Source organism: Streptomyces sp. NPDC050145 (genome assembly GCF_044460245.1).
Classification (GTDB): domain Bacteria; phylum Actinomycetota; class Actinomycetes; order Streptomycetales; family Streptomycetaceae; genus Streptomyces.
On the sequence record NZ_JBITJS010000029.1, the window covers coordinates 1 to 23,567 of the forward strand.

Sequence of the window (23,567 nt, forward strand, 5' to 3'; positions counted from 1 at the left end):
CCCCCCCCCCCCCCCCCCCCCCCCCCCCCCCCCCCCCCCCCCCCCCCCCCCCCCCCCCCCCCCCCCCCCCCCCCCCCCCCCCCCCCCCCCCCCCGACGGGGTGGGCTCGCTCATGTCAGGCCGTCGCCGCCAGGGCGGTGCCGGAGGCGTCCGCGACGATCTCCCGGACGCCCGGCTCCAGCACCTCGTACAGGGGGGTGAGCTCGCCCTGCAGGAACAGCTTGCGCATCAGGGTGCGCTGGATCTTCCCGCTGGTGGTCTTGCGGATGGTGCCCGGCCGGACCAGGAGCACATTGCCCGCCGGGACGTTGAGCTGCTGCCCGATGCGGCTCTGGACGGCCGTGGCCAGGCTGCGCAGGTCGCCGTCGACGGCGCTGATCCGGACCTCCTGCACCACGACGAGGCGCTCGCGGTCGGTCTCGACGGTGAACACCGCGCCGGCGCCGGCGCCCAGGGCCTTGTCGGTGGCCTGCACCGCCCGCTCGACGTCCTGCGGGTAGAGGTTGCGCCCGGAGAAGATGATCAGCTCCTTGAGGCGGCCGGTGACGTAGAGCTCGCCGTCCTCGAGGGCGCCGAGGTCGCCCGTGCGCAGCCAGCCGCCGGCGTCCTCGCCGCCGTCGCCGTCGGTGATGTTCGCGTCGAAGATCTCCACGTTGGTCAGCGGGCGCTTCCAGTAGCCGGAGGCCACGCTGTCGCCCTTGACCCAGATCTCGCCCACGGAGCCCTCGGGACGCTCGATGCGGGTGTCGGGGTCGACGATCTTCACCGTGAAGTCGTGGATGACGCCGCTGCTGACCAGCTCACGGCTCGGTTCCTCGGCCACCGGGTCGGTGAGCGTGCCCTGTTCGAGGGCGGCCACGTCGACGGTGCGCACGGCGGGGCGGCGGTCCCTGGGGGTGCCGGAGACGAGCAGGGTGGTCTCCGCCATGCCGTAGCAGGGGAAGAACGACTCGGGCTTGAAGCCGGCGGGCGCGAAGCGCCGGGTGAACGCCTCGATGGTCTCGCGGCGAATCGGTTCGGCACCGTTGGCGGCGCTGACCCAGGTGGACAGGTCTAGTTCGGCGAGCTGCTCGTCGGTGACCCGGCGCACGCACAGGTCGTAGGCGAAGTTGGGGCCGCCGCCGATGGTGACGCCGTAGTCGCCGATGGACTTCAGCCAGCGGTGCGGGCGGCGCAGGAAGGACGTCGGGGAGAGCAGGACGGCGGAAGCGCCGATGTACAGCGGGTGCAGGATGTGCCCGATGAGCCCCATGTCGTGGTAGAAGGGCAGCCAGCCACCGAACCGGGTCTGCCCGTCGGTTCCGGCGGCGTTCTGGATCGCGGCCTCGTTGGCGAGCAGATTGCGGTGCGAGACCATGACGCCCTTGGGGTCGCTGGTCGAGCCGGAGGTGTACTGCAGGAACGCGAGGTGCTCGGGGGTGAGGTCCGGAACCCGGTAGGCGCTCGCGTCACCGTGGTCCGCGACGTCGGTCGCCAGGCACTTGACGTCGGTCAAGCCCTCGGAGGCGAGCCAGGCGGATATCTCGGGCGCGCTCGCCGAGTCGGTCAGTACCGCGCGGACCTCGGCATCGCGCAGGATGCCGGACACCCGGGTGAAGTGCTGGCCCTGCTCGGTGGGCAGCGGGGCGGGCACGGCGACGGAACCGGCGTACAGGCAGCCGGTGAACGCCTTGATGAAGTCGGTGCCCGAGGGGTACAGCAGGAGCACCTGTCCGCCCGCGGCGCCGTTCGCCTGCAGCCAGGAGGCGATGCGGCGGGCGTCGTGGTCGAGTCCGGCGTACGACAGGTGCTCGGGGACCGAGCCGTTGGCATCATCCGGCAGAAAGATGAAGGCGTCCTCGGTACCGAGCTCGGCCGCACGGTCCAGAACCAGTTCCGTGAAGGTTCGGAAGCTTGTCAACGTCTTTGCCTGGCCTCTCCGAGATCCGCAGGCGTAGTGCCGGCGATGGCTGTCTGGGACATGTCCGAGACTGGCCCGCCGCGCTAAGGCGTCGCTTGTGCTGCCCGGCCGGGGTCCGGCGGCCCGGCGGCCCCCGGACATGCGACTGCCGCCCGCCAGAGGGGGGCTGGCGAGCGGCAGTCGGCACGCGCCGCACGCGCGGGGCGTACGGCTCCCGGCTCCGTGCGGACCGGCCGGGCCCCGGGCGCGGCGGGGGATGGTGACGCGCGCCGGAACGGTGCCGGTCCCCGGCCGGAGCCGGGATGTCGTGAGCTGTTCTTGCGTTTCCACCCCGCGTGAGGTGCGTTCAGGAGGCGGAGGGTGGCACGGGTGGCGGGAAGGCCGCGTCGAGCGTGACGTGGGAGGGGTGCGGCGGCAGCCGGGTGAGGTCGTGGCGGAAGTCGAGGGCGCCGTCGTCGCCCGTGCGCACGGTCTCGAAGCCGAGCGACGGGTACAGGTCTCGGACCTTGCCGTTCTTGGCGGTGGGCCGGTACGAGGCGAGGACGGCCGGCACCTCGGTGTCCCGGGCGTGGGCCAGCAGCGCCGCCAGGGCGGCCTGTTCGATGCCGCGGGCGAAGACCCGGCAGCTGAGCAGTACGTTGTCGATGCGCAGCGCGTCCGGCCCGCGCTCGGCGAACACCGCGCCGACCAGTCCGTTGTCGCCGAAGCGGTCCGCGGATCGGACGGCCAGGACCAGGTGGCGTGGTGAGTCCAGCAGGGCCCGCACCTGGTCGGTGTCGAGGCGCCGGGTGGTGAGGTTGAACTGGTTGGTGCGCAGGGTGATCTGGGAGATGCGGGGCACGTCCGCCTCGGTCACCGGTGCGACGGTGACCCGGACGTCCAGGGCCTGGAGGTACTCCTCCATCGACGCGGCGCCGTCCAGGAGTTCCAGGCGTCCGGCGTCGGCCCGGTACTGGCCGGCCCGGCCCCGGTCCGCCTCGGTCAGTTCACGGACGTCGAACCAGCCGTCGGCGAGCAGCCGGTCGATGTGCAGGGCGGGTTCCTCGTCGAGGCGGACCACGGCGGTCTCGGGTACGGAGGTGGCGACAAGGCCGCACTCGAAGGGCGAGTCGTCGACGAACACGAAACTGTCCGTGCCGAGGTTGAGCTGTGCGGCCATCTCCCGCAGATTGGCGTCCTTGGGCTGCCAGTTGGCGGTGATCCGCACGAAGTCGTCCGGCCGCAGCACCATGTCGGGGTGGTCCGCGAGCACCCGCTCCACGGGTTCCTGGTCGTTCTTGCTGCACACGCCGAGCAGGACGCCCTGGGAGCCCAGCTGGCGCACCACCTTCTGGAAGGCGCCGAAGGCCTCGCCCCGGTAGGTCCCTGCGACGGCGATGCCGTCGGGGCCGTCGTCGCCGAGGATGCCGTCCCACAGGGTGTGGTCCAGGTCGACGACGAGCACCTTCTTGGTGCGGCCGCGCAGCGCCCGGGCCAGGTGCGCGATCTCCCGGGCGTACCGGCCGAGCAGTTCGCCGCCGAGGTGTTCCTTGGTGTAGACGGCGAGCCTGCTGTCGCGGACCGGGCCCGACTCCGCGATCAGCGGCTCGAGGTCGACCACGTGGACCCGGGGGTGGGCCAGTGCGATGCGCAGCAGTCCGGTGTTGAACTCCCGCCACAGCACCGACAGTTCGGTGCGTGAGCGGTGGTCGACGAGCTGGCGCAGGTGCCCGGGCAGCAGCGGCAGGGTGTTGAGCACGAGGGTTCCCGAGCCGTGCCGGACGTACCTCTCGGCGAGCCGCTCGAGCAGGCCGAGTTTGGCCCCGACGGCGTCGGCGACGTCCGCCACCCGCCAGGGCTGCGGAAGTTCGTCGAAGACGACCTGGGCGTCGAGCACGACGAGCGACAGGTCGGTGTCGTCGGCGTACAGCGCTCCCCCGGTGTCCTGCAGGTCGCGCCGCCAGCCGTCGTGCTCGCCGTGGGTGGCGCGCAGCGGGATGCCGTGGCGGGCCAGTTCGGCGGTGAGCGGGCCGGTGAGCGCGTCCAGCGTGCCGTGTCCCGACACCGTGACGTTCAGCGGCCGGGCGTCGGGGTGCGCGGCGTGGATGCGGGCGGGGTCGACCCGGGCGAGCAGCCGGCCGGCGCGGGCCAGGTCGGCCGCGGCGGCGGGCCCCTGGGCGAGTGCGGCCAGCAGGGCGCCCAGGGCGGGGAACTCCTCGGCGAGCCGCTCCTCGGTGTGCAGGGTGCGGATGCGGTCCAGCGCCTCGGCGCGGTCGGCGGGAGCGGTCCTGGTCGTCACGGGTGCGCTCACGAACTCTTCCTCACTTCGCTGCTCGCTTGCCTGACGGTCGGCCGGCGCCGCTGTGCTCGGGCCGCACGCGGTTCTCGGTGCCGCCGCCGCTGAGGCGGTCCCAGGTGCGGCGGCGCAGCCGGGGGCCGGCCACCCGGTACAGCAGGCGGACGGGCCCGGGCAGCCGCCCCAGGAACTCCTCGCGGCGGTCGGTCCCGGCGGCCTCGCCCAGTGCGGCGAGCATGTACAGGCGGTGTGCCCGCGGCACGGCGGCCCGGCCGCGTTCGCTCAGCCGCGCCCACTGCGCCGCGGTGAACCGGCCCGGCACCAGCGGCAGGATGTGCCGCTCCTCGTCGCCGAGGTGCTCCTCCAGGGCGGGCAGCAGGGCGGCGCAGGCGTCCGCCACCTCGTCCCCGAGGTCCGGCTCGGCCCGGTCGGCCCACTGCGGCAGGGCCCGTTCGAGACGGCCGAGGGCGTCGGCGATCTGCTCGTGCTGTTCTTCCATCCGGGCCACGAGGCCGGGTTCGACGGCCGGGTCGGCCGCGAGCCGCGGCCACACCAGCTCGTCCTCGGCGAGGTGATGCTCCGTCAGCATCTGACCGAGTGCCGCCAGATGGTCGGCGACGAAGGCGGCGCGCGCCGTGTCGCCGGGGGCGACGGCGCGGACCACCGCCACCGCCGCCGCGTACTCCTGGAGGAAGAGGCGGTGCACGACCACCATCTCCCCGGTGTCCGGCGCACCCCGCCCGTTACTGGCCGACATCCTTCTCACCCTGGCCTTCGTGGTCGGTACGTTGCCGCCGGATCCTGTCCGGCCGGCCTTAAGCGGTTCTTGTGCCCACATTTTCGCTACGTACGTTTCGTTATTCAGGGTACGAGCGTCTCCCGCAATTACGCAACGTGCGTTTCGCAATTGCTCGGGTTCGCACGCCGGCCCCCGGCGACCGTCGTGCGGGCACGACCGCAAGCCGCGCTTTAGCCGGGCCCCCCAGGCTCCCGGTGTCCATCACGTCCGTTGAGTCCGTTGAGAGGCAGTGGCGATGACAGGGGCGGTGCAAGCACAGGTCTGTGTGGTGGGAGGGGGACCCGCGGGGCTCACCCTCGCGCTGGAACTGGCGCGGAGGTCCGTGTCCGTCGTCGTCGTGGAGCAGAGCGCGCGCTTCGACCGGTCGTTCCGCGGCGAGTCCATCTCCCCCGACTCCGTCTGGCTCCTGGAACGGATGGGCGTCCTGCAGGGGTTGCGCGAGCAGACCCTGGAGACCCGCCGGATGGAGATCACCGACCAGGGCCGCACCGTGCTGCGCGCGGACTTCGCCGACTACGACCGGCCGTGCCCGTTCCCCATGGAGCTGCCGCAGCCGCCGCTGCTCGAGGCGCTGGCCGGCCAGGGCGCGCAGCTGCCCGGCTTCCGGCTGCTGCGCCGCACCACCGCCACCGCCCTGCTGCGCGACGGCTCGACGGTCACCGGGGTGCGCTGCAAGGGCCCCGACGGCGAGTTCGAGATCTCGGCGGCGCTGACGGTGGCGGCGGACGGCCGGTTCAGCAAGATCCGCGAGATGTCGGGCCTGCGGTACGAGAAGCAGCCCCTGGAGCGGGACTTCGTCTGGTTCAAGGTGCCCCGGCCCGACGTCTGGGACGGCCACACCTACCGCGTACGCATCCACGGCGCCCGGCACGGGCTGTTCATCCCCACGGTCCCCGACCTCGTACGGGTCGGCTTCAACATCCCCAAGGGCGGCCTGAAGGAGCTGCGCGCGCAGGGCGTGGGCGCGCTGCACGCGCGGATGGACGAGCTCGCGCCGGAGATCTCCGCACAGGTGCGGACGGCGGTCACCTCGTGGTCGGACACGTCCATGCTGGACATCTTCACCACAGTGGTCCCCCGCTGGTCACGACCCGGCCTGGTACTCATCGGCGACGCCGCGCACACCCTGACGCCGGTGCTCGGCCAGGGCGTCAACCACGCCATCACGGACGCGGCGGTGCTGGCCCGCATGGTGGCCCCGGCGCTGCGCGCCGAGGACCGGACGGCCGCGCTGAGCCGGGCGACCCTCCGCTTCCAGGAAGAGCGCGAGGCACCGGTGGCCCGGGCCAGGGCCCTGCAGCTGCGCCAGGAACGGGCGTTCGCCCTGTCCGGCCCGCTGCCGGTGCTGCTGCGCCGGGCCGCGTACCGCCTGGTGAGTGCGAGCGCCCCGCTCAAGCGGCGGATCCTCTCCGGCATCTACTACCCGCTCCAGGAGGCGGACCGGGTCCACCCCTTCGACGTCGCCCCGGTGCCGACGGCACCGGCCGGCGTCTGAACCGCCCCGCGCGCCCCGACCACAGACCTCGACGAACGCGAAGGACAGGACTCCAGATGCCCCTCAGCCCCGAAGTGCCCGACTCCGCGGAGGCGGCCGACCCCACCCCTCTCGCGTACCCCTTCGAGCAGCCGCCCGGGCTCGCCCAGTGCCCGATGTACGCGCACCTGCGCGAGGAGGACCCGGTCGCGAGGGTGCGGATGCCCAGCGGCGACCAGGCGTTCCTGCTCACCCGCTACGAGGACGTGCGCACCGCGCTGTCGGACCCCCGGTTCAGCCGGGCGGCCACGCTGGAGCCCGGAGCGCCCCGGCTCGCCGCGGCGCCGCAGAACTTCAAGAGCCTGCTCAACATGGACCCGCCGGAGCACACCCGGGTGCGCAAGCTGGTCTCCCGCGAGTTCACCGCCCGCCGGGTGGCCGCGCTGCGCCCGCGCATCCAGGAGCACACCGACTCCCTGCTGGACGCCATGGCGAAGCTGGAGCCGCCGGTCGACCTGGTGCCCACGCTGGCCTTCCAGCTCCCGGTCACCGTCATCTGCGAACTGCTCGGTGTGCCCTTCGAGGACCGCGACGACTTCGCGGCGTGGTCCCGGGTGTTCCTGGCCACCACCTCCGTGTCCAAGGAGGAGATGCTCGCCTCGCAGATCGCCCTGCGCACGTATCTGGCGAACCTGGTGGCGGCCAAGCGCGAGAACCCCGGCGACGACCTGCTGTCCGCGCTGGTCTCGATCCACGACGAGGACGGCGACCGGCTGCAGGAGGAGGAGCTGATCTTCCTCGGCATCAGCCTGCTGGTGGCCGGCCACGAGACCACCGTCAACCAGATCGCCAACAGTGTGGTCGCGCTGCTCACCCACCCCGAGCAACTGGAGCGGCTGCGCAAGGATCCGGATCTGATCAACTCCGCGGTGGAGGAGCTGCTGCGGCTCCACCCGCCGGGCAACGAGGGGCTGCTGCGGATCACCCTGGAGGACGTCGAGCTGGACGGCGTGACGATCCCCAAGGGCAGCGCCGTCCTGCCGAGTCTCAGTTCCGCCAACCGGGACGTCCGTCAGTACGAGAACCCCGACACCATCGACTTCGACCGCCCGGCCAACCCGCACTTCGCCTTCAGCCACGGCACCCACTACTGCATCGGCTCGGGCCTGGCCCGCGCGGAGCTGCAGATCGCCATCGGCTCGCTGATCGAGCGCTTCCCGACCTTGCGCCTGGCCGTCGCGGAGGACGAACTGCGGCGCCCCGAGGGCATGCTGGTGCACGGCATCGCCTCCCTGCCGGTGAGCTGGTGACCCGGCCGGACGCGTGAACCGGGGCCCGCGGCGGATGCCGTGGGCCCCTGATCCGCACCGGGACTCCCGGGGTCAGCGTGCGGCGAGCCGCTCGACCCGCTGCTTCAACGCGCTGTTCATCGCCCGGAACTGAGGCAGGGTGTCGCTGCGGAGGCTGTCGGCGACGAAGGGCACCGCCACGCCGGAGAACTTCTCGCTCTGCGTGAGGCGGACCGTGTTGCGCCCGGTGCGCTCGATGACGAAGCCGTGCTCGCCGTCGCCGATCCAGCCCGGCCCGACCTTGCCCAGCCAGCGCAGTTCGCGGCCGGCGCTCGCCTCGAGGACGGTCGGGGTGAACGTGCTGGTCTCGCCCTTCTGTTCCAGGCGGTTGCGCATCGTCGCGCCCCGCCGCAGGCCGTCGTCGGAGGTGACGGCGGCCTCGGTCACGAAGGGGTTCCACCGCGGATAGGCGTCGAAGTCGGTGAGCACCGCCCAGACCTGCTCGGGGGCGGCCTCGATCTCGATGGACGCGGTCAGGTGGACCGGATGGGTGTTGGTCCACACCGTGTAGCCCCCGAGCACGGCCACGAATCCGGCCAGTGCCAACAGGATCCGGCCGCGGCGCCGGCGCGGGCCGGTTCGCTGCGCGGCTCGCGGTCCGGACTCGGCGGGCTCGGCGGGCTCGGCGGGCTCGGCGGGCTCGGCGGGTGTGCGGGCAAAGACGGAAGAGCCGACGGACATGGTCAGATCCTCTCTGGGTGGGGGGTGGTGGCGGCCCCGGTCAGCACCTGGTCGACGAGTTCTTCGACGTAGCCGGCGCCGATCGGCGCCCCGGTGATCAGGAGCCGGTAGTAGAGGGCTCCGGCCAACTGGTCGAAGACCACTTCGGACGAGGCGCCGGGGGACAGCGCGCCGCGCTCGCGTGCGTGGTCGAGCAGGCGGAGCGGCAGGGCGTTGCGCCGGGCGAACAGCCCGCGTACGGCGTCGCCCACGTCCGGGTGCCGGGCGGCGGCCGACACCAGTTCGGCGACGACCCCGGCCGACCGGTCGGCCTGTCCCGCGGTGTCCCGGCCGACGCGGCGCATCCGGTCGAGGCCGGTCGCGACGGCGGTGAGGTAGACGGTCAGGTCGTGCCGGATGTCGCCGGTGTCGGTGACCTCCACGTCGTCCTGGAGCTTGGCGACGAGCGCGACGAGGAGATGGTCCTTGGTGGGCCACCTGCGGTAGAGCGTCGTCTTGGCCACGGTGGCGCGGGCGGCCACCTCGTCGATGGTGAACCTGTCGTACCCCCGCTCCGTCAGCAGCTCATGGGCGGCCCGCAGGATCCGTCCGTCGGTGCCCTCGCTCCGGGGGCGGCCTCTGCGCGCGGGGGTGGTCACGGGGGCTGCTCCTTGTGGTCGGAGGTGCTTGCGCCTGTTCGGTCGGGGCCCGCGGTCGTGGCCGGGCTTTCCGTCAGGTCGGGGGCGAGCTGCCGTACCGGGCATTTCGATACGGTCGTTTCGTAATCCAGAGTAGGCAGGGTCTCCCATTTACGCAACCGGCGTAGCGAAAATGGCGTGTTCGGCACCCTCGCACGCCCACGACGCACACCGGCCCGGGCCCGCAGTGTGTGCGGGACCCGGGCCGGCGGGTGGGACCGTCAGGTCGCCCGCGCAGTGGGCCGCCGGTCGAGCGGCTCCGCCGGCTGCTCACCCGGGGCCGGGGCCGACGCTGCGGCGGGCTCCGCCTCCAGCTGGTCGAGCCCGAGGCGCGTGTGCAGGCGGCGCAGCGGGCCGGGGGCCCACCAGTTGGCGCTGCCGAGCAGCGCCATGAGGGAGGGCACCAGCAGGGCCCGGACCAGGGTCGCGTCGATCAGCACGGCGAACGCGGTGCCGAGCCCCAGCTCCTGCACGAACACCAGGCGGGACAGCGCGAGCGCGCCGACCGCCAGGCAGAACAGGGCCGCCGCCGAGGTGACCACGGGACCGGTGCGCGCCAGTCCCTCGGCCACCGCCGCGCGGTCGTCGAGACCGGCCTGCCTGCCCTCCTTGATACGGCCGATCAGGAAGACGTTGTAGTCGGTGGACAGGCCGAAGGCGAGCGCGAGGACGAGCACCGGGGTGGTCGCCTCGATGCCGTTCTGGGCGGCGAAGCCCAGGTTGCCGTGCTGGAACACCCAGACGAGGAAGCCGAGCGCGGCCGCCGTGGAGAGGGTGTTCATCACCAGCGCCTTCAGGGGCAGCAGCACGGACCCGGTGAAGGCGAACAGCAGGAGCAGCGTGATCACCGCGAGGGTCGCCGCGGCGAGCGGTACGTGGTCGCCGATGCTGGCCTTCTGCGCGAGGAAGTCGGCGGTCGTCCCGGTGTAGCGGGCGAGGACCGGCGCCTCGAGGTCCTGCACCTGCTGCGCGGCGGCCTTGGCCCCGGTGCTGAGCGGGGCGCCGCCGAGCACCGCGTCGATCTGCCAGTGCCGGTCGTCCAGCCGGACCGGTCCGGTCACCGCCTCCACGCCCTCGACGGCCGCGATCTCGCGGGCGTAGGCCGTGATCCGGCCGTCCGCCGACGGGGTGTCGAGCACGATCTGCAGCGGCGCGGCGGGCGGCTTGGAGAAGTCGTTCTCCAGTACCCGCGACACCTGTCCGGCGCTGGTGGAGGCGGGCAGCGTGGACGGGTCGGCGCCGGTGAACTTCAGGCCCGCCACCGGGGCGGCGACCAGCAGCAGGATGCCGGTCGCGGCGACGGCGACGAGGACGGGCCGGCCCATCACCGCGTGGGCGATCCGGTGCCAGCGCCGGCTCGCCTGCACCTGGGTCGCGCCGTTCTTCTGCCAGCGGCGCGGTGCCAGGGCGTTGACGCGCGTGCCGAGGACGGCGAGCAGCGCCGGCAGTCCGAGCAGCGCGAACAGGGCTGCCGCGATCACCGTGATCACACCGGCCAGACCCATCGACCGCAGGTAGGGCTGCGGGAACACGGTGATCGCGGCCAGCGCGGCAGCCACGGTCAGCGCGCTGAAGAAGACGGTGCGGCCCGCGCTCGCCACGGTGCGGCGCACGGCTTCGACACCGGGCCCGTGCGCGGCGAGTTCCTCGCGGTAGCGGGAGACCATCAGCAGCCCGAAGTCGACGGCGAGGCCCAGTCCGAGGGCGAAGGAGAGGTTGAGCGAGCCCGACGACACGTCCATGAACAGGGTGGCGACGCGCAGCCCCGCGAACGTGAGCAGCAGGGTGACCAGGGCGCCGGCCAGCGGCACGAGTGCCGCGACCAGCCCGCGGAAGACCAGGAACAGCGCGATCAGGATGAACGGCAGGGCGAGGCTCTCCGCCTTGGCGAGGTCCTTGGTGGACACCTCGTCGACCTGCACGTGGCCGGGGGTCGCGCCGCCGAGCCAGGCGTGGTCACGCAGAGCCGGATCGTCCTCGATCGCCTCCTGGAGCTCCTTCGTGGCGGCGACCGTGGCCTTCTCCGCCATGGGTCCCACGTTGCCGAGAACAACGGTGCTGCGGCCGTCGTCGGAGACGAGGGCGGGGTTCGACGCCGACGCGTAGTCGACGACACTCTTGATCTCGGGCCGGCCCTTGAGCAGGTCGACCGCGGCCGCGACGGAACCGGGCAGCGGACCGTCGGGGTCGATCGCCTTGTCGGTGCGGACGAGGATGGCGTACCCCTGCTGGGCGTCGACGCCGGTGGCCTGCTGGATGATGCGGCGTGCGGCGACGTTGGCACCGCCGGGATCGTCGTAGTCGGACAGCCCGTTGGTCAGTTTGCTGTCCACCGTGCCGCCGAACAGGGCGGCCAGGAGGGCGGCGAGCCCAGCCAGTAACAGGCTGACGCGCCGCCGTGCGTGCAGTGCGGAGCCCAGGGCAGAAAACATCGAAGGTCACCTTCCGTCGGTGGGCGAAGTGTCCCGCCGGGCGCTTTAGTCCCGCTGAAGGCCACCGCCGCACACTCCCCTCACGCCTTCTCCGGCCGACCGGACCGGTCGCCGACCGCCGCTACGGGAGACCCCAGTTGATCGACAACATGTTCGTGATTGACGCCACCGTGCACCCGTACAACGTGGCGGACGACAACCTGCGCAAGGACGGGGAGTTCCCCAACCTGCACGCCTTCGCCCTGCGCGAGATGCTCTGGGGCATGCACGAGCGCTTCGCGACGAAGGGCTCCGCCATCCCCCGCGAGGCCTTCTGCACCGACTGGCCGCCGGAGCTGCTCGTACGGACGCTGTTCACCGAGTCCGACGTCGACATGGCGGTCAACCACCGGCTGCGCATCGACGCCGTGTTCGAGGACGGCCTGTGCAACGGCGAGAAGAACCGGGAGCTGGCCGAGCGGTGGCCGAACCGGATCGTGCCCTACGCCGGGATCAACCCGGCCCTGGGCATCGAGGCGTGTCTGCGCGATCTGCGCGAGCAGGTGGCCCAGGTACCCGGCACCATCGGTATCAAGATGTACCCCAACGCCGGTTCCCCGGACCTCAGTTGGCGTCTGGACGACCCGGAGTTCACGCCGCTGTTCGAGCTCGCCAAGGAGCTCGGAATCAAGATCATCGCCCTGCACAAGATCGTGCCCAACGGTCTCGTGCCGCTGGGCCCCTTCGGCATCGACGACCTGGAGACGGTCGCCATCCGCCATATCGACCTCTCCTTCGAGATCGTCCACGCCGGCCTGCCGCCGTTCGTGGAGGAGGTCGCCATGGCGCTGATGCGGCTGCCCAACGTCTACGCGAACCTGGAGATCACCTCCGCGATCCTGGCCCACGGCATGGGATACGTGGAGGAGGCCCTGGCCCAGATGATCTCCCTCGGCGGTGCCGAGAAGATCATCTACGCCTCCGGCGCCCTGCACTTCCACCCGCAGCCCGTCCTGGAGAAGATGGCGCGCCTGACCTTCTCGGACCGGATCCTGGAGCGCTACGGCCTGGAACAGATCACCCACGAGCAGCGGGCCGCCTTCCTCGCCGGCAACTACGCGCGGATCGCGGGCATCGACCTGCCGCAGGCGGCCGAGCGGATCAAGGACGACGAGTTCGCGAAGGCCCGCGCGGAGCACGGCGGGAACCGCGCCATGTGGTCGAACTGGCGCACCATGCGCCCCGAGCAGTGGGCGGACGCGTCGTGACCGCGCCCGTCGGGACGACCGACACGACCGAGCGGGTCCACACCGCGCTCCAGGACGTGTACGACCCCTGCAGCCAGTCCTGGCAGCGTCCCATGAGCCTCGTCGACCTCGGTCTGGTCCGCCAGGTCACCGTCGCCCCCGACGGGCACGCGACGGTACGCATCAGCCTCACGGCACCGTTCTGCATGGCGGTGCCGACCATCATGCAGTCGATCGAGCAGAAGGCGGGTGCCGTCGAGGGAGTCAGCGCCGTCACGGTCGAACTCGACGGCGGCACCCTCTGGCGCCCTGAACTCATGACGGACAAGGGCCGCGAACTGCTCGCCGCGGCCCGCACCGAGGACCGCCGCACCCTGCCCCTGCTGTGACCCGGTCAGGCCGCTGTCTCGTACATCGCACGGAGAGAGGCTTCCAGGGTGTGGGTCGGGGTCCAGCCCAGGATGGATCGGGCGCGGGTGGTGTCCAGGCAGGTCCAGCCTGCGCCCACTGAGGCGTCCTGGGAACGGATCTCGCCCGGGCGGAGCACGATCGTCTCCGGGGGGAGGGATGCCGCCGAGACGAGGGCCGTGACGAGGTCGGTGATAGGCGACGCGGAGCCGCTGCCGATGTTGAACAGACGCTTGTCGGCGGGGAGGGTGGGGGTCAGGGCGGCTCGTGTCACCGCGTCCGCGGCGTCCCTGACGTCGATGTAGTCGCGGCGTGCGTCTGCGAGGGTGAGTTCGATCCGTTCGCCTGGTGTCGTCCGTGCCAGGCGGGCTGCGAGGGAGCCCAGAAAGCCGTCCTGGGTCAGGTGCGGGCCGATCGTGTTGGCGACCCGTAGTACGACCGCGTCGAGGTCCTCGGCTGCCAGCACGTGTCGGGAGGCGGCCAGTTTCGTGCGGGCGTAGTCGGTGAGCGGCGCGGGATGCAGTTGTTCGTCCGCCATCGTGCCGTACGGCATCGGACCGTATTCGTGGACCGTGCCCAGTTGGATCAGGCGGGGGCGGTGTGCTGCCGGCAGTAGTCGTAGTGCGCCGGTGAGGGTCTTCACCAGGTCCACGTTCACCCGGTGCTGTTCTTCGCCCCAGCCGAGTGTTGCGTTGACGACCGTGTCGGCCTTCTGGTCCGCCAGGATCTCTGCGAGCCGCTCTGGTGGGCAGGCCGTGGCGTCCAGTGCCAGGAAGTGGTGGGCGTCGGTGTGGGGTGCGGGCCTGCGGGCCACGGCGGTGACTTCGGTGCCGCGGGCTTCGAGGGCGGCGCAGACGTGGCGTCCCATGCAGCCGGTCGCGCCGAGGACGACAGCCTTCTTCATCGGTGGGCCTCGGCGGCTGCCAGGCAGTCCTCGTAGCGCGGCAGGATGCCTCGGGCCCTTGCCTCGGCGAGTGACAGAGAGTGGGTGTCCCGCTGGGAGAACATGAACTGCATGTCCTTGGGCCAGGGCAGGCCGAGCTCGGGGTCGAGTGGGTCGATCTCCCGTTCGAGGTCTGCCCGGTACGGCGTCGAGACCAGGTAGGTCATCACCGTGTCGTCCTCCAAGGACAGGAAGGCGTGGCCCACGCCGTCCGGGATGTAGACCGCGCGGAAGGTCTCGGTGTCCATCTCGACGGTGTCCCAGGCGCCGAAGGTCGGGGAACCGAGGCGTATGTCGACCACTACGTCCAGTCCTCGGCCGCGCGAGCAGTGCACGTACTTGGCCTGGCCGGGCGGGGTCGCCGGGAAGTGGACTCCGCGCATCACTCCGCGTGCCGAGCGGCTGTGGTTGGTCTGGGCGATGGGGAAGGGGTGTCCCAGCACCTCGGTGAACGCTCCCTGCTGGAGCGGGGAGACGAACAGGCCTCGCTCGTCGCGGAACGCGGGTGGCGTGAACTCGAAGCAGCCGGTCACGGCGAGGGGGCGTACCTCGACGCCCGTGGTGGTGGACCTGCCGGCCGTTGTCGTCGTCATGGTCCCGCTCACCTCGCGTTGCCGGGGGTGACCGGCGGGAGGAACAGTTCGGCGGCGGCGCGCTCGCGGTCGACGCGGGTACGGCGCTGGTCAGTCTTCATGTGTCCTCCTGGGGGCCATGACCATCCGCGTTGCATTCTTGGTGGGGCCGCTCGAGGACTGGTGGACACGCTGGGTGGCGGTCCTCGGCCGGATCTCGTGCTGCGCGCGACGGGGGCGCCGTCGCGCGCAGCACGGTGGTGGGTCTGCGGGTGCTCACCAGCGCAGCAGCAGCTCCACCGGGCCGCGTACCAGTGAGCCCTCGCGCCACGGCACGTCGGTGGGGGCGGTGGCCAGGCGGAGGTCGGGGAAGGCCTTGAGGAGGCTGGAGAGGGCCACCCGTAGTTCCAGGCGGGCCAGTTGGGCGCCGGTGCAGTGGTGCGGGCCGTGGCCGAAGGCGACGTGGGGGTTGGGTGCGCGCTCCAGGTCGAGCTCGTCCGGGTTGTCGAAGATGTCGGCGTCCCGGTTGGCGGAGATCATCGCGGCGATGACGGACTCGCCTGCCGGGATGACCGTTCCGCCGATCTCCACGTCTTCGGTGGTGAGGCGCGGGAGGACGTCGCCGCCGCCGAGCGCGATGTAGCGCAGGAGTTCCTCGACGGCGCTGTCCAGGTGCTCGGGGTGTGCGGCCAGCCAGGTCCAGCGGTCCTGGACCTGGAGGGTGTACACGAAGTTGGACAGTTCGGCGGCGGTGGTCTCGTAGCCGGCGAGCAGGATCGTGCCGGCCAGGCTGATGAGTTCCGCCTCGGTGAGCCGGTCCTCGTCCTCGTCGCGCGCGGCGATCATCTGGGACATCAGGTCGTCGCCGGGGTTCTCGCGCAGCCGGCCGATGTGACCGTAGAGGTACGTGCCGAACTCCTCGCCGACCTTCTGCATCTCCTCGGAGGACGCTGAGCCGTTGCTGAAGGCGACTTCGGCGACGCGCCGGAAGTAGTGCCGGTCCTTCGGCGGGACGCCGAGGAGTTCGCAGATGACGGTCATCGGCAGCGGCATGGAGAAGTGTGCGACGAGGTCCACCGGGGCGCCGTCGGCGGCTTGTTCGCGCAGGCCGGTGATCAGTCCGTCGACGATCTCCTGGATGCGCGGGCGCCAGCGCTGGACGGCGCGCTCGGTGAACGCGCTCGCCACCAGGCGGCGCAGCCGGGTGTGCTCCGGGGGGTCCATCGCCAGCAGGTGCCCGGGGGCGGTGATCTCGCGGACCGTGCGGGGCACGTCGAGGCCGACGGTCGCGGCGCGGGACAGGCGCCGGTCGCTGAGCACCTGCTTCACGTCGGCGTACCGGCTGACGAGGTGGCCTTCGCCGCCGTAGGGCAGTGTCACGCGCTGTACGGGGCACTGCGCGCGCAGCCGGGTGAACTCGGCGGGCACGTCCAGGGGACGGCCGGGGCCTGACTCGTCGAAGGGGAAGGCCGGAGCCTCGCCGGTGTCCGCCGGGCCGGGCGCGGTGCGCTCGGGGGTGGTGGTCACACCGGCTCCTTGGCTCCGAGGAGGGTCGGGTCCGCGGTCGTGACGGGCTTCTTCTTGGGGCGGCCGAGGCGGAGCATCAGCGGGCGTTCCACGTAGCGGCACAGGGCGAGGCCGGCTGCCTGGGTGAGGACGAGGGTGCCGAGGACGATGCCGAGGCCGGACCAGAGCCCGAATTTCTCGGTGGGGCCGGCGAGTTCGCGGACGATGGCGAGGACGGGCCAGTGCACGAGGTAGGTGGCGTACGAGGCGTCGCCGAGGGTGACCCAGCTCTTGCGGGCGAGGAAGGTGGAGCGTCCGTCGATGTCGCGCAGGGCGATGAGCGGGATGAAGAGGCAGACGGTGATCGACAGGACGCCGCTGCTCGCGTAGGTGGCGGGCAGGACGTCGTCGACGGCGAGCCACACGAGGTAGGTGGCGACGACGGTGGCGAGGAAGATCCAGCGGGCGCTGATCCGGGGCCACTGGCGGGTCTGCACGATGCGCGCGAGGACGATGCCGAGCAGGAACTCGGGGAGGCGGCTCAGCGGCAGGAAGTAGACCATCCATGCCTGGTCGAAGGAGAGCGGTGCCCAGAACGGCCAGACGGGGCCGCCGACGAAGGCGTCGATGAGGGCGGGGATGGTGATGATGAGGGCGACGAGGCCGGCGAAGACGCCCCACAGGGCCTTGGCGGGGATCTTCAGGAGGGGGCGGATGAAGAGCGGCAGGGCGAGGTAGAAGGCGATCTCGCAGGAGACCGACCAGTTGATGCCGTAGACGCTCATCATGTACGACGGGTTGGGGATCCAGGCCTGCACCAGGAAGAGGTTGGCGATGGCCGGGCCGACGTCCGTGGGGCCGATGAGGGCCATGGGGCCGACGACGGCGAGCAGGATCAGGGTGAAGGCCCAGACCGCCACGTGGCCGGGGAAGATCTTGGCGGCGCGGGCGCGCCAGTAGCGGGCGAGTCCGTTGCGCCAGGCCTCGCCCCAGGTGAGGACGAAGCCGCTGAGGATGAAGAACGAGGTCAGGGCGGTGGTGCCGTACGGCCAGATGTGGCCGAGGTCGTTGATGTCCTCGTTCTTGAAGAAGCGGGCGGCGGCGAGGGTGTGGGTCCAGAACACCGCGTTGAAGAGGATGAAGCGGTAGCCGGTGAGGGAGGGCAGCTTGGCGATGCCGGCCGAGGAGGTGGAGGCTGGTGGGGCGGCTGATCTGGGCGAGGTGGGGACGGACATCCCGGTCGCTCCCGTCGTGTGTGGTGGGGTGGGGACTGTGGTGGCGGTGGCCGGGGCGGGGTGCCTCGGTGGTGCCTGGGTCCCGCTTGGTTTTGGGTTCCGCTCGGCTTGCGTCCTGCTTGACGTTGGGTCCGCCGTGGACGCGGGTGTTCGCCCTGGGTGCGCGGGTGCTGTGGGCTTTGGCCGCGGCTGGGCGCAGGGCCTCGCGGTGGGGTGTAGGGCTTCGCGGTGGGACTGTGCGACCGGACGGTCTGTGACCGATAGTGGATTTCTCGCCTGGAGAAACGTTCGAGTCACGGTGTATGGCGGTCGGAGCGGTACCGGGCGGGGGCTCGACTGCCCTTCTCACCCTGGGGTACGGCCGGACGTCGCCGTCACGTGCCCGTCCGTGTCACTTGGCCGGATGCTCGATCACTCGTGCCGCCGGAGTCAGCTGTACGCCTTCCACCCGTTGCCGTCGCCCAGGGCCTGTGCCAGGGCGGTCTGCCAGTCGCGCAGGGGCGGGAGACCGGCCCTGGCCCAGCCTTCGTGGGAGAGGACGCTCCAGTGGGGGCGGGGTGCGGGGCGGGTCAGTCGTGAGCTGTCGATGGCGCGGACCAGGGACGGGTCGGCGCCGGTGAGGCGGTACACCTCGCGCGCCAGGCCGTGCCAGCTGACCTGGCCGGTGCTCGTGGCGTGGTAGATGCCGGTCGCGTGCGTCCGGGCGACGTCGAGGATCCGTTCGGCGAGGTCGCCGGTCCAGGTCGGCTGTCCGAACTGGTCGTCGACCACATCCGCCGTGCGGCCTTCCCCGGCGAACCGGACCATCGTGCCGACGAAGCTGTGGCCGTGGTGGCCGTAGAGCCAGCCGGTGCGGAGTACCGCGGTGCCGGACGGGTGTTCCGTCAGCGCGGCTCGCTCGCCGGCGAGTTTGGTGCGGCCGTAGGCGGTGCGTGGGCGGGGTTCGGCGTCTTCCGGGTACGGGGTGGCGTGGTCCGCGGTGCCGCCTTCGAAGACGTAGTCGGTGGAGATGTGGACCAGGTGTGCCCCGGTGCGGGCGCCGGCGCGGGCCAGGTGGCGCGGCCCGTCGGCGTTGATGCGGTGCGCCGATGCCTCGTCGGACTCGGCCGCGTCGACGGCGGTCATGGCGGCGCAGTTGACGACGACGTCGGGGCCGGCCGCGGTGAGGGCTTCGTCGACGGCGCGGGGGTCGGTCACGTCCAGGGCGGCGCGGTCGAGGGCGGTCACCTCCGCTCCGCTCTCCTCGAGCCGTTCGCACAGGGCGCGGCCCAGCATGCCGGCGGCGCCGGTGACCAGCCATCGGGTCTGTCGTGAACTCAGCACGCGGCGATGCTAGTTGGCGGTCGGGGGCCGCAGTAAGGCGTCGGAGCGGAAGATCGAGCGGCTGTCCAGCCGGGCTCCAACGGGACGGCCGAGAGTTCAACAGTGTGACAATTCAACGCGCACACGAAGAGATCCTGAAGCTGATCCTGGCCGCCGAGGGCGGTGCCGAGCAGATCGAGGCGGCGATCCGTGAGGTCGGCCCCGAGCGGACCGCGCACATCCTCGCCGACGAGCTGGTGAACCGCGCCGATCTGCACGAGATCCCGGGCCAGGACACCGCGCCGGTCGACATCCAGCTCGCCCTCGCGTTCGACGGGGCGACCGTCGGGCATGTGATCCGGGCGGGCAAGAGTGCCGAGCACGAGGCGGGGCGCGCCGAGCAGCCGCACGCGACGATCGAGGCGGACCTGGCCGAGCTGTTGCGTGCGGTGCTGGGCCCCTGGCGGGCGCCGGAGGCGCAGGTCCTGCGGATCGTCTGGCACGATCTGGAGGACACCGAGCGTCTCGGCGGGACCATGCACGTCTTCCCCGTCGTGAAGCGTCTGGTGCGGGGTACCACGGGCCGGCACGAGGACCTGGGCGAGCTGTCGCTGCGTCAGGGCTCGGACAAGTGGGGTCTGCACTTCTACACGCCGCACTACGACCGGCACTTCGGCCCGCTGCGCGACCGCCCGCTGAAGATCCTGGAGCTCGGTATCGGCGGTTACGGCAACCCGGCCTCCGGTGGCGGCTCCCTGCGCATGTGGAAGCGCTTCTTCCCGCGTGCGGTCATCTACGGCGTCGACGTGTTCGACAAGGCTCCGCTGCGCGAGCAGCGCATCCACACGGTCGAGGGCGATCTGTCGGACGAGGGGTTCCTGCGGTCGCTGGGCCGTGATCTCGGCCCGTTCGACATCGTCATCGACGACGCCAGCCACGGGAACGACGATCTGATCGCCGCCTTCAAGTCGCTGTTCCCGTACGTGCGTCCGGGTGGCCTGTTCGCGGCCGAGGACCTGCAGACCTCGTACTGGCCGGGGTACGGCGGCAGCTCGCGGGAGCTGAGCTCGCCCGGCACGTCGATGGGCTTCCTGAAGACGCTGCTGGACGGCCTCAACCACGAGGAGCGCGAGCACCCGGAGGGTCACGAGCCGTCGCAGACGGATCTGACGCTGACGGGCGCGCACTTCTACCCGAGTCTGGCCGTGTTCGAGAAGGGTGTGAACGCCGAGGGTGCGAGTGCCTCGTGGATTCCGCGTCAGAAGATGTCGTACGAGGAGATGTCGGCCGTGGACTGGGGTGAGGGTCTCACCGCCGACCACGCGGACGAGGACGGCCCCGGGCAGTAGCCGGGCCGGAGTGGGTGGCGACACCTTCTGTGCCGTGGAGACCGTGCAGCCCGTCGGGGACGTTCCCGACGGGCTGCGGTGTTCGTGGTGCTGCGAGCGGTGCGACCGGGGTGGCGGATCAGGTCCGCAGGCCCGCCTTCTCCATCGCCTGGGCGACGTGGGCGAGTACCTGTTTGCGGCCGTCCAGGTCGGTCGCGTTCGCGGAGGCCAGCACGCTCAGTGTGGTGACTCCGGCCTCGGACCAGGCGTGCAGCCGGTCGGCGATGCGGTCGACGGGGCCGAGCAGGGCGGTGCGGTCGATGAAGTCGAGAGGGATCGCGGCCGCGGCACCGGCGCGGTCGCCGGCGGCGAGGCGTTCCTGGAACGTGTCGATGCCGCTGTCGAAGCCCATCCTGCGGGCCAGTCCGCAGTAGAAGTTGTCGGCTCCGCCGACGGCGAGCAGGAGCGCGTAGTGGGCTCGCAGTTCGGCGGCGGCTTCGGCCGGGTCGTCGGCGATCGAGGCGGCGACGTACGGGATGACTTCGAAGTCGTCCGCGGTGCGGGCCGCGCGTTCGTGGCCGGCGGCGAGCTGTCGTACGGAGTCGGCGACGAGTTCGGGGGTGGTGAAGCCGCTGACCCATCCGTCGGCGATCTCGCCCGCGAGCCGCAGGCTCTGTGGTCCGACGGCGCCCAGGTAGAGGGGGATCCGTGCTTCGGGCTGCTCGGTGAGCAGGTGCAGGGGGGCGCCCTGGAGGCCGTGTGCGGGCAGGTGGAAGTGGGTGCCGTCGTGGCGGACCGGGGCGCCGGTGAGTGCGCGGCGGACGATGTCGACGTATTCGCGGGTGCGGCCGAGCGGGTGGGCGAAGTCCACGCCGTACCAGCCGTCGGAGATGTGCGGGTTGGAGACGCCGAGGCCGAGTCGGAAGCGGCCGTCGCTCAGGGCGTGGAGGGTGGCGGCGGCGAGGGCGGTGGCGCCCGGGGGGCGGGCGGGGATCTGCATGACGCCCGAGCCGATGGCGATGCGTGAGGTCGCTCCGGCGACGAGTCCGAGGACGCTCACGGCGTCGGAGCGGGGGCTCTCGGCGGCCAGGACGAGGTCGTAGTCGAGCCGTTCGGCCTCGCGGGCGAGCTCTCCCGCCCCCTGGTAGGTGAGGTTGGCGGCTAGACGCATGACGGGACTTCCTTTCGGGTGCGGGTGCGGGTGTGGATGAGTTCCCGTGCTGCCGACAGCTGCTCGCGGTCGCCTTCGGGGGTGCGGGAGCGGGCGGGCAGCAGTGCGACGGCTTCGCTGTGTCCGCGTTTCACGTCGGCGTGGCGGCGCGCGAGGGTGGTGAGTCCCTGGCCGGGGCCGGTCTCGATGAGCAGGTGGGGGCCCGTGGCGAGGAGCTTGTCCAGGGTGGGCCAGAACAGGACGGGTGCGACGGGGTGGCTCGCCCAGAGCGCCGGGTCGCGTACGGAGGCGGCGTCGAGGGGGCCGCCGGTGAACGCCGACCACAGCGGGATGGTGGGCGGGTGCGTGCTCACGTTCCGGTACAGCGTCAGGTCGGTGAAGAGCGGTGCGAGGACCGGGCTGTGGAACGGGTGGTGGGCGGCGACGGGCAGGGTGGTGATCCCGGCTTCCCGCAGTTCGGCGGCGATGGCGTGGAGCGGGGCGGTGTGGCCGGCGAGGACGGTCTGGCGGGGGGCGTTGAGCGCGCCGACGGCGATGTCGGGGTGGCGTGCCAGGTAGGGGTGTACGTCTTCGGGTGTGCCGGCGACGGTGAGCAGTCCGCCCGCCGGGGCCGGGGATATCCGGTCGACGCGGTCGCGCATGACGGCGACCGCGTCCGCCAGGGAGAACACTCCGGCGAGGGTCGCCGCCACGAGTTCGCCGACGCTGTGGCCGAGGAGGGCGACGGGGCGGACTCCCCAGGAGAGCACGGTGCGGCCGAGGGCGTGGCCGAGGGCGAACAGGAGGGGCTGGGCGCGGCGTACGTCGTCGATGGGGACGGCCGGGTTCTCACCCAGCCAGTCCGCGCGCAGTTCGTCGCCGTTGCCGAACAGGGCGAGGGTCTCGTCGACGGCGTCGGTGAACACGTCGTCGTGGCCGTAGAGGCCGGTGGCCATGTGTGCGTACTGGGCTCCCTGGCCGGGGAACAGCAGCACCGCGTCCGCAGGTGCCTCCCGGGACGGTTTCAAGAGGCTTTCCATGCGCGGGCCTTCCTCGTCCGACGATGTGTCCGCGTCAACCTGCCGCGTCCGCGTGGAGGGCTGCTCGAGAAGTGGTGTACCGGCGCCCGCGCTCCCCCGTCGCTCCAGGCCGGGTCCACCTGTGGTCGACCCGGGGCCGTCAGGATCGGCGGGCCGGCCGACTTGCGGCCCAGTTCCCGGGGAGGGTTTCCGACTGTGCGGTGGGATGACGTCTACCTGCGCGCGAGTGCCGTGCACCTGCCGGCGGTGATGCCCGCCGACACCGCGGTCGGCCTCGGTCTGATCGATGCCGTGTCCGTGAAGCGGATGCAGAGCACGGGCGTGACCGTCGGTGACGAGAGCCCTCCGGACATGGCGGCTGCCGCGGCGGGTGAGGCCCTGCGGCGCTCCGGTGTCGCGCCGGAGGACATCGCCCTGATCCTGCACGCGTCCCTGTACTACCAGGGGTACGACATGTGGGCTCCGGCGTCGTACGTCCAGCGCACGGGGGTGGGCAACCGGTGCCCGGCCATGGAGGTGCGGCAGACCTCGAACGGAGGGATGGCCGCGCTGGAACTGGCCGCCGCGCACCTGACCGCCACCGGGGGGCCCGCCGCTCTGATCACCACCGCCGACCGGTTCTGTGCGCCGGGTATCGACCGCTGGCTCACCGACCCGGGGACCGTCCTCGCGGACGGTGCGACCGCTGCGGTCGTCGCCCGTGGCAGTGGCTTCGCCCGGCTTCTCTCGCTGGTTCTGCTCTCGGAGCCGGGCCTGGAGGAGATGCACCGTGGTGAGGACCCGCCGGGCGACGCGTCGCTGGCGGTGCGCAGCCCCATCGACTTCGGCGCCACGACCCGTGTCTATCTGCGTACCCCGGAGGGGCAGCGTTCGGTGGCCCGGATGGCGGCCGCGCAGACCCAGGCGTTCGAGCAGGCGCTGGAGGAGGCGGGTGCGGAGCTGGACGGCATCGACTGGTTCCTGCTGCCGCATCTGGGGCGGCGCCGGCTGGACGTCAACTTCTTCCGCCGTTACGGCATCGACCCGGACCGCACGCTGTGGTCCTGGAGCCGTGGCATCGGCCACCTGGGGGCCGGCGACCAGTTCGCGGGCCTGACCCGTCTGGTGGAGACCGGGCGTGCCCGGCCGGGCCAGCGTGCCTTGCTGGCGGGTGTCGGGGGCGGTTTCACGTGGTCGGCGGCGGTGGTCGAGTTCACGGACGTGCCCGAGTGGGAGGCGTCCGGCGCCGATCGAGCGGGCCTGTAGCCGGGCACCGCAGAGTCCGAGAGTG

Annotated in this window: 19 protein-coding genes; 6 read left to right on the forward strand and 13 right to left on the reverse strand. The window is 71.9% G+C overall.

Annotated features, from left to right (window positions below; translation table 11 throughout):
- Nucleotides 1-115: 115 nt before the first annotated feature.
- From ACIBTU_RS37255 to ACIBTU_RS37265, 3 genes are all read right to left on the reverse strand, one after another.
- Nucleotides 116-1,900: a fatty acyl-AMP ligase gene (locus ACIBTU_RS37255; RefSeq protein ID WP_399131173.1), complete on the reverse strand. Its 1,785-nt coding sequence runs from the start codon at nucleotides 1,898-1,900 to the stop codon at nucleotides 116-118.
- Nucleotides 1,901-2,246: 346 nt separating this feature from the next.
- The gene (locus tag ACIBTU_RS37260; RefSeq protein ID WP_399131174.1) at nucleotides 2,247-4,190 is read right to left on the reverse strand and encodes an HAD-IIIC family phosphatase; all 1,944 of its coding nucleotides are present in this window, start codon (nucleotides 4,188-4,190) and stop codon (nucleotides 2,247-2,249) included.
- Nucleotides 4,191-4,200: 10 nt separating this feature from the next.
- Complete coding sequence (locus ACIBTU_RS37265; protein ID WP_399131175.1) at nucleotides 4,201-4,932, reverse strand: hemerythrin domain-containing protein; 732 nt, start codon at nucleotides 4,930-4,932, stop codon at nucleotides 4,201-4,203.
- A gap of 277 nt (nucleotides 4,933-5,209) precedes the next feature.
- On the opposite strand from ACIBTU_RS37265, the gene ACIBTU_RS37270 reads away from it, so the two are divergent.
- The gene (locus tag ACIBTU_RS37270; protein WP_399131176.1) at nucleotides 5,210-6,469 is read left to right on the forward strand and encodes an FAD-dependent oxidoreductase; all 1,260 of its coding nucleotides are present in this window, start codon (nucleotides 5,210-5,212) and stop codon (nucleotides 6,467-6,469) included.
- A 56-nt stretch (nucleotides 6,470-6,525) separates the two neighbouring features.
- On the forward strand, nucleotides 6,526-7,758 hold the full coding sequence (locus ACIBTU_RS37275; protein ID WP_399131177.1) for a cytochrome P450: 1,233 nt from the start codon (nucleotides 6,526-6,528) through the stop codon (nucleotides 7,756-7,758).
- Between the two features lie 72 nt (nucleotides 7,759-7,830).
- On the opposite strand, the gene ACIBTU_RS37280 is transcribed toward ACIBTU_RS37275, so the two are convergent.
- The 3 genes from ACIBTU_RS37280 to ACIBTU_RS37290 all read right to left on the reverse strand — a co-directional run bounded on the left by ACIBTU_RS37280 (nucleotide 7,831) and on the right by ACIBTU_RS37290 (nucleotide 11,587).
- Entirely contained in the window at nucleotides 7,831-8,478 is a 648-nt protein-coding gene (locus ACIBTU_RS37280) for an SRPBCC family protein (protein ID WP_399131178.1), read from the reverse strand.
- Between the two features lie 2 nt (nucleotides 8,479-8,480).
- On the reverse strand, nucleotides 8,481-9,116 hold the full coding sequence (locus ACIBTU_RS37285) for a TetR/AcrR family transcriptional regulator (protein WP_399131179.1): 636 nt from the start codon (nucleotides 9,114-9,116) through the stop codon (nucleotides 8,481-8,483).
- A 260-nt stretch (nucleotides 9,117-9,376) separates the two neighbouring features.
- Nucleotides 9,377-11,587 (reverse strand): MMPL family transporter, encoded by a 2,211-nt coding sequence (locus tag ACIBTU_RS37290; protein ID WP_399131180.1) that lies wholly within the window; start codon nucleotides 11,585-11,587, stop codon nucleotides 9,377-9,379.
- A 149-nt stretch (nucleotides 11,588-11,736) separates the two neighbouring features.
- Between ACIBTU_RS37290 and ACIBTU_RS37295 the strand changes: the two genes are divergently transcribed.
- Both ACIBTU_RS37295 and ACIBTU_RS37300 read left to right on the forward strand, forming a co-directional pair.
- A complete protein-coding gene (locus ACIBTU_RS37295; protein WP_399131181.1) occupies nucleotides 11,737-12,834 on the forward strand; it encodes an amidohydrolase family protein in 1,098 nt (365 codons plus the stop codon).
- Nucleotides 12,831-13,202, forward strand: a complete 372-nt coding sequence (locus tag ACIBTU_RS37300; protein WP_399131182.1) for a metal-sulfur cluster assembly factor — start codon at nucleotides 12,831-12,833, stop codon at nucleotides 13,200-13,202. Before ACIBTU_RS37295 ends, ACIBTU_RS37300 begins: the two co-directional genes overlap by 4 nt.
- Nucleotides 13,203-13,207: 5 nt before the next feature.
- On the opposite strand, the gene ACIBTU_RS37305 is transcribed toward ACIBTU_RS37300, so the two are convergent.
- The 5 genes from ACIBTU_RS37305 to rfbD form a co-directional block, all read right to left on the reverse strand.
- A complete protein-coding gene (locus ACIBTU_RS37305) occupies nucleotides 13,208-14,125 on the reverse strand; it encodes an NAD-dependent epimerase/dehydratase family protein (protein WP_399131183.1) in 918 nt (305 codons plus the stop codon).
- Entirely contained in the window at nucleotides 14,122-14,757 is a 636-nt protein-coding gene (locus ACIBTU_RS37310) for a dTDP-4-dehydrorhamnose 3,5-epimerase family protein (protein WP_399131184.1), read from the reverse strand. Before ACIBTU_RS37310 ends, ACIBTU_RS37305 begins: the two co-directional genes overlap by 4 nt.
- Before the next feature lie 255 nt (nucleotides 14,758-15,012).
- On the reverse strand, nucleotides 15,013-16,263 hold the full coding sequence (locus ACIBTU_RS37315; RefSeq protein ID WP_399131185.1) for a cytochrome P450: 1,251 nt from the start codon (nucleotides 16,261-16,263) through the stop codon (nucleotides 15,013-15,015).
- Nucleotides 16,260-17,477: an acyltransferase family protein gene (locus ACIBTU_RS37320; protein WP_399131186.1), complete on the reverse strand. Its 1,218-nt coding sequence runs from the start codon at nucleotides 17,475-17,477 to the stop codon at nucleotides 16,260-16,262. Before ACIBTU_RS37320 ends, ACIBTU_RS37315 begins: the two co-directional genes overlap by 4 nt.
- A gap of 429 nt (nucleotides 17,478-17,906) precedes the next feature.
- Entirely contained in the window at nucleotides 17,907-18,800 is an 894-nt protein-coding gene (gene rfbD / locus ACIBTU_RS37325; RefSeq protein ID WP_399131187.1) for a dTDP-4-dehydrorhamnose reductase, read from the reverse strand.
- Nucleotides 18,801-18,904: 104 nt separating this feature from the next.
- Here rfbD and ACIBTU_RS37330 point away from each other — a divergent pair, with 104 nt between their 5' ends.
- On the forward strand, nucleotides 18,905-20,128 hold the full coding sequence (locus tag ACIBTU_RS37330) for a hypothetical protein (protein ID WP_399131188.1): 1,224 nt from the start codon (nucleotides 18,905-18,907) through the stop codon (nucleotides 20,126-20,128).
- Between the two features lie 118 nt (nucleotides 20,129-20,246).
- On the opposite strand, the gene ACIBTU_RS37335 is transcribed toward ACIBTU_RS37330, so the two are convergent.
- On the reverse strand, nucleotides 20,247-21,278 hold the full coding sequence (locus tag ACIBTU_RS37335; RefSeq protein WP_399131189.1) for an LLM class flavin-dependent oxidoreductase: 1,032 nt from the start codon (nucleotides 21,276-21,278) through the stop codon (nucleotides 20,247-20,249).
- A complete protein-coding gene (locus ACIBTU_RS37340; protein ID WP_399131190.1) occupies nucleotides 21,269-22,297 on the reverse strand; it encodes an acyltransferase domain-containing protein in 1,029 nt (342 codons plus the stop codon). The genes ACIBTU_RS37335 and ACIBTU_RS37340 overlap by 10 nt, the downstream gene beginning before the upstream one ends.
- 195 nt (nucleotides 22,298-22,492) lie before the next feature.
- Here ACIBTU_RS37340 and ACIBTU_RS37345 point away from each other — a divergent pair, with 195 nt between their 5' ends.
- On the forward strand, nucleotides 22,493-23,542 hold the full coding sequence (locus tag ACIBTU_RS37345; RefSeq protein ID WP_399131191.1) for a ketoacyl-ACP synthase III family protein: 1,050 nt from the start codon (nucleotides 22,493-22,495) through the stop codon (nucleotides 23,540-23,542).
- Nucleotides 23,543-23,567 lie beyond the last annotated feature (25 nt).

Excerpts from the sequence above, each read along its gene's own strand:
- ACIBTU_RS37280 (WP_399131178.1), bottom strand. The coding sequence starts at position 8,478 with ATGTCCGTCGGCTCTTCCGTCTTTGCCCGCACACCCGCCGAGCCCGCC.
- ACIBTU_RS37320 (WP_399131186.1), bottom strand. The coding sequence starts at position 17,477 with ATGTCCGTCCCCACCTCGCCCAGATCAGCCGCCCCACCAGCCTCCACC.
- ACIBTU_RS37340 (WP_399131190.1), bottom strand. The coding sequence starts at position 22,297 with ATGGAAAGCCTCTTGAAACCGTCCCGGGAGGCACCTGCGGACGCGGTG.
- ACIBTU_RS37295 (WP_399131181.1), top strand. The coding sequence starts at position 11,737 with ATGTTCGTGATTGACGCCACCGTGCACCCGTACAACGTGGCGGACGAC.
- ACIBTU_RS37310 (WP_399131184.1), bottom strand. The coding sequence starts at position 14,757 with ATGACGACGACAACGGCCGGCAGGTCCACCACCACGGGCGTCGAGGTA.
- ACIBTU_RS37305 (WP_399131183.1), bottom strand. The coding sequence starts at position 14,125 with ATGAAGAAGGCTGTCGTCCTCGGCGCGACCGGCTGCATGGGACGCCAC.
- ACIBTU_RS37265 (WP_399131175.1), bottom strand. The coding sequence starts at position 4,932 with ATGTCGGCCAGTAACGGGCGGGGTGCGCCGGACACCGGGGAGATGGTG.
- ACIBTU_RS37335 (WP_399131189.1), bottom strand. The coding sequence starts at position 21,278 with ATGCGTCTAGCCGCCAACCTCACCTACCAGGGGGCGGGAGAGCTCGCC.
- ACIBTU_RS37275 (WP_399131177.1), top strand. The coding sequence starts at position 6,526 with ATGCCCCTCAGCCCCGAAGTGCCCGACTCCGCGGAGGCGGCCGACCCC.
- ACIBTU_RS37270 (WP_399131176.1), top strand. The coding sequence starts at position 5,210 with ATGACAGGGGCGGTGCAAGCACAGGTCTGTGTGGTGGGAGGGGGACCC.
- ACIBTU_RS37290 (WP_399131180.1), bottom strand. The coding sequence starts at position 11,587 with ATGTTTTCTGCCCTGGGCTCCGCACTGCACGCACGGCGGCGCGTCAGC.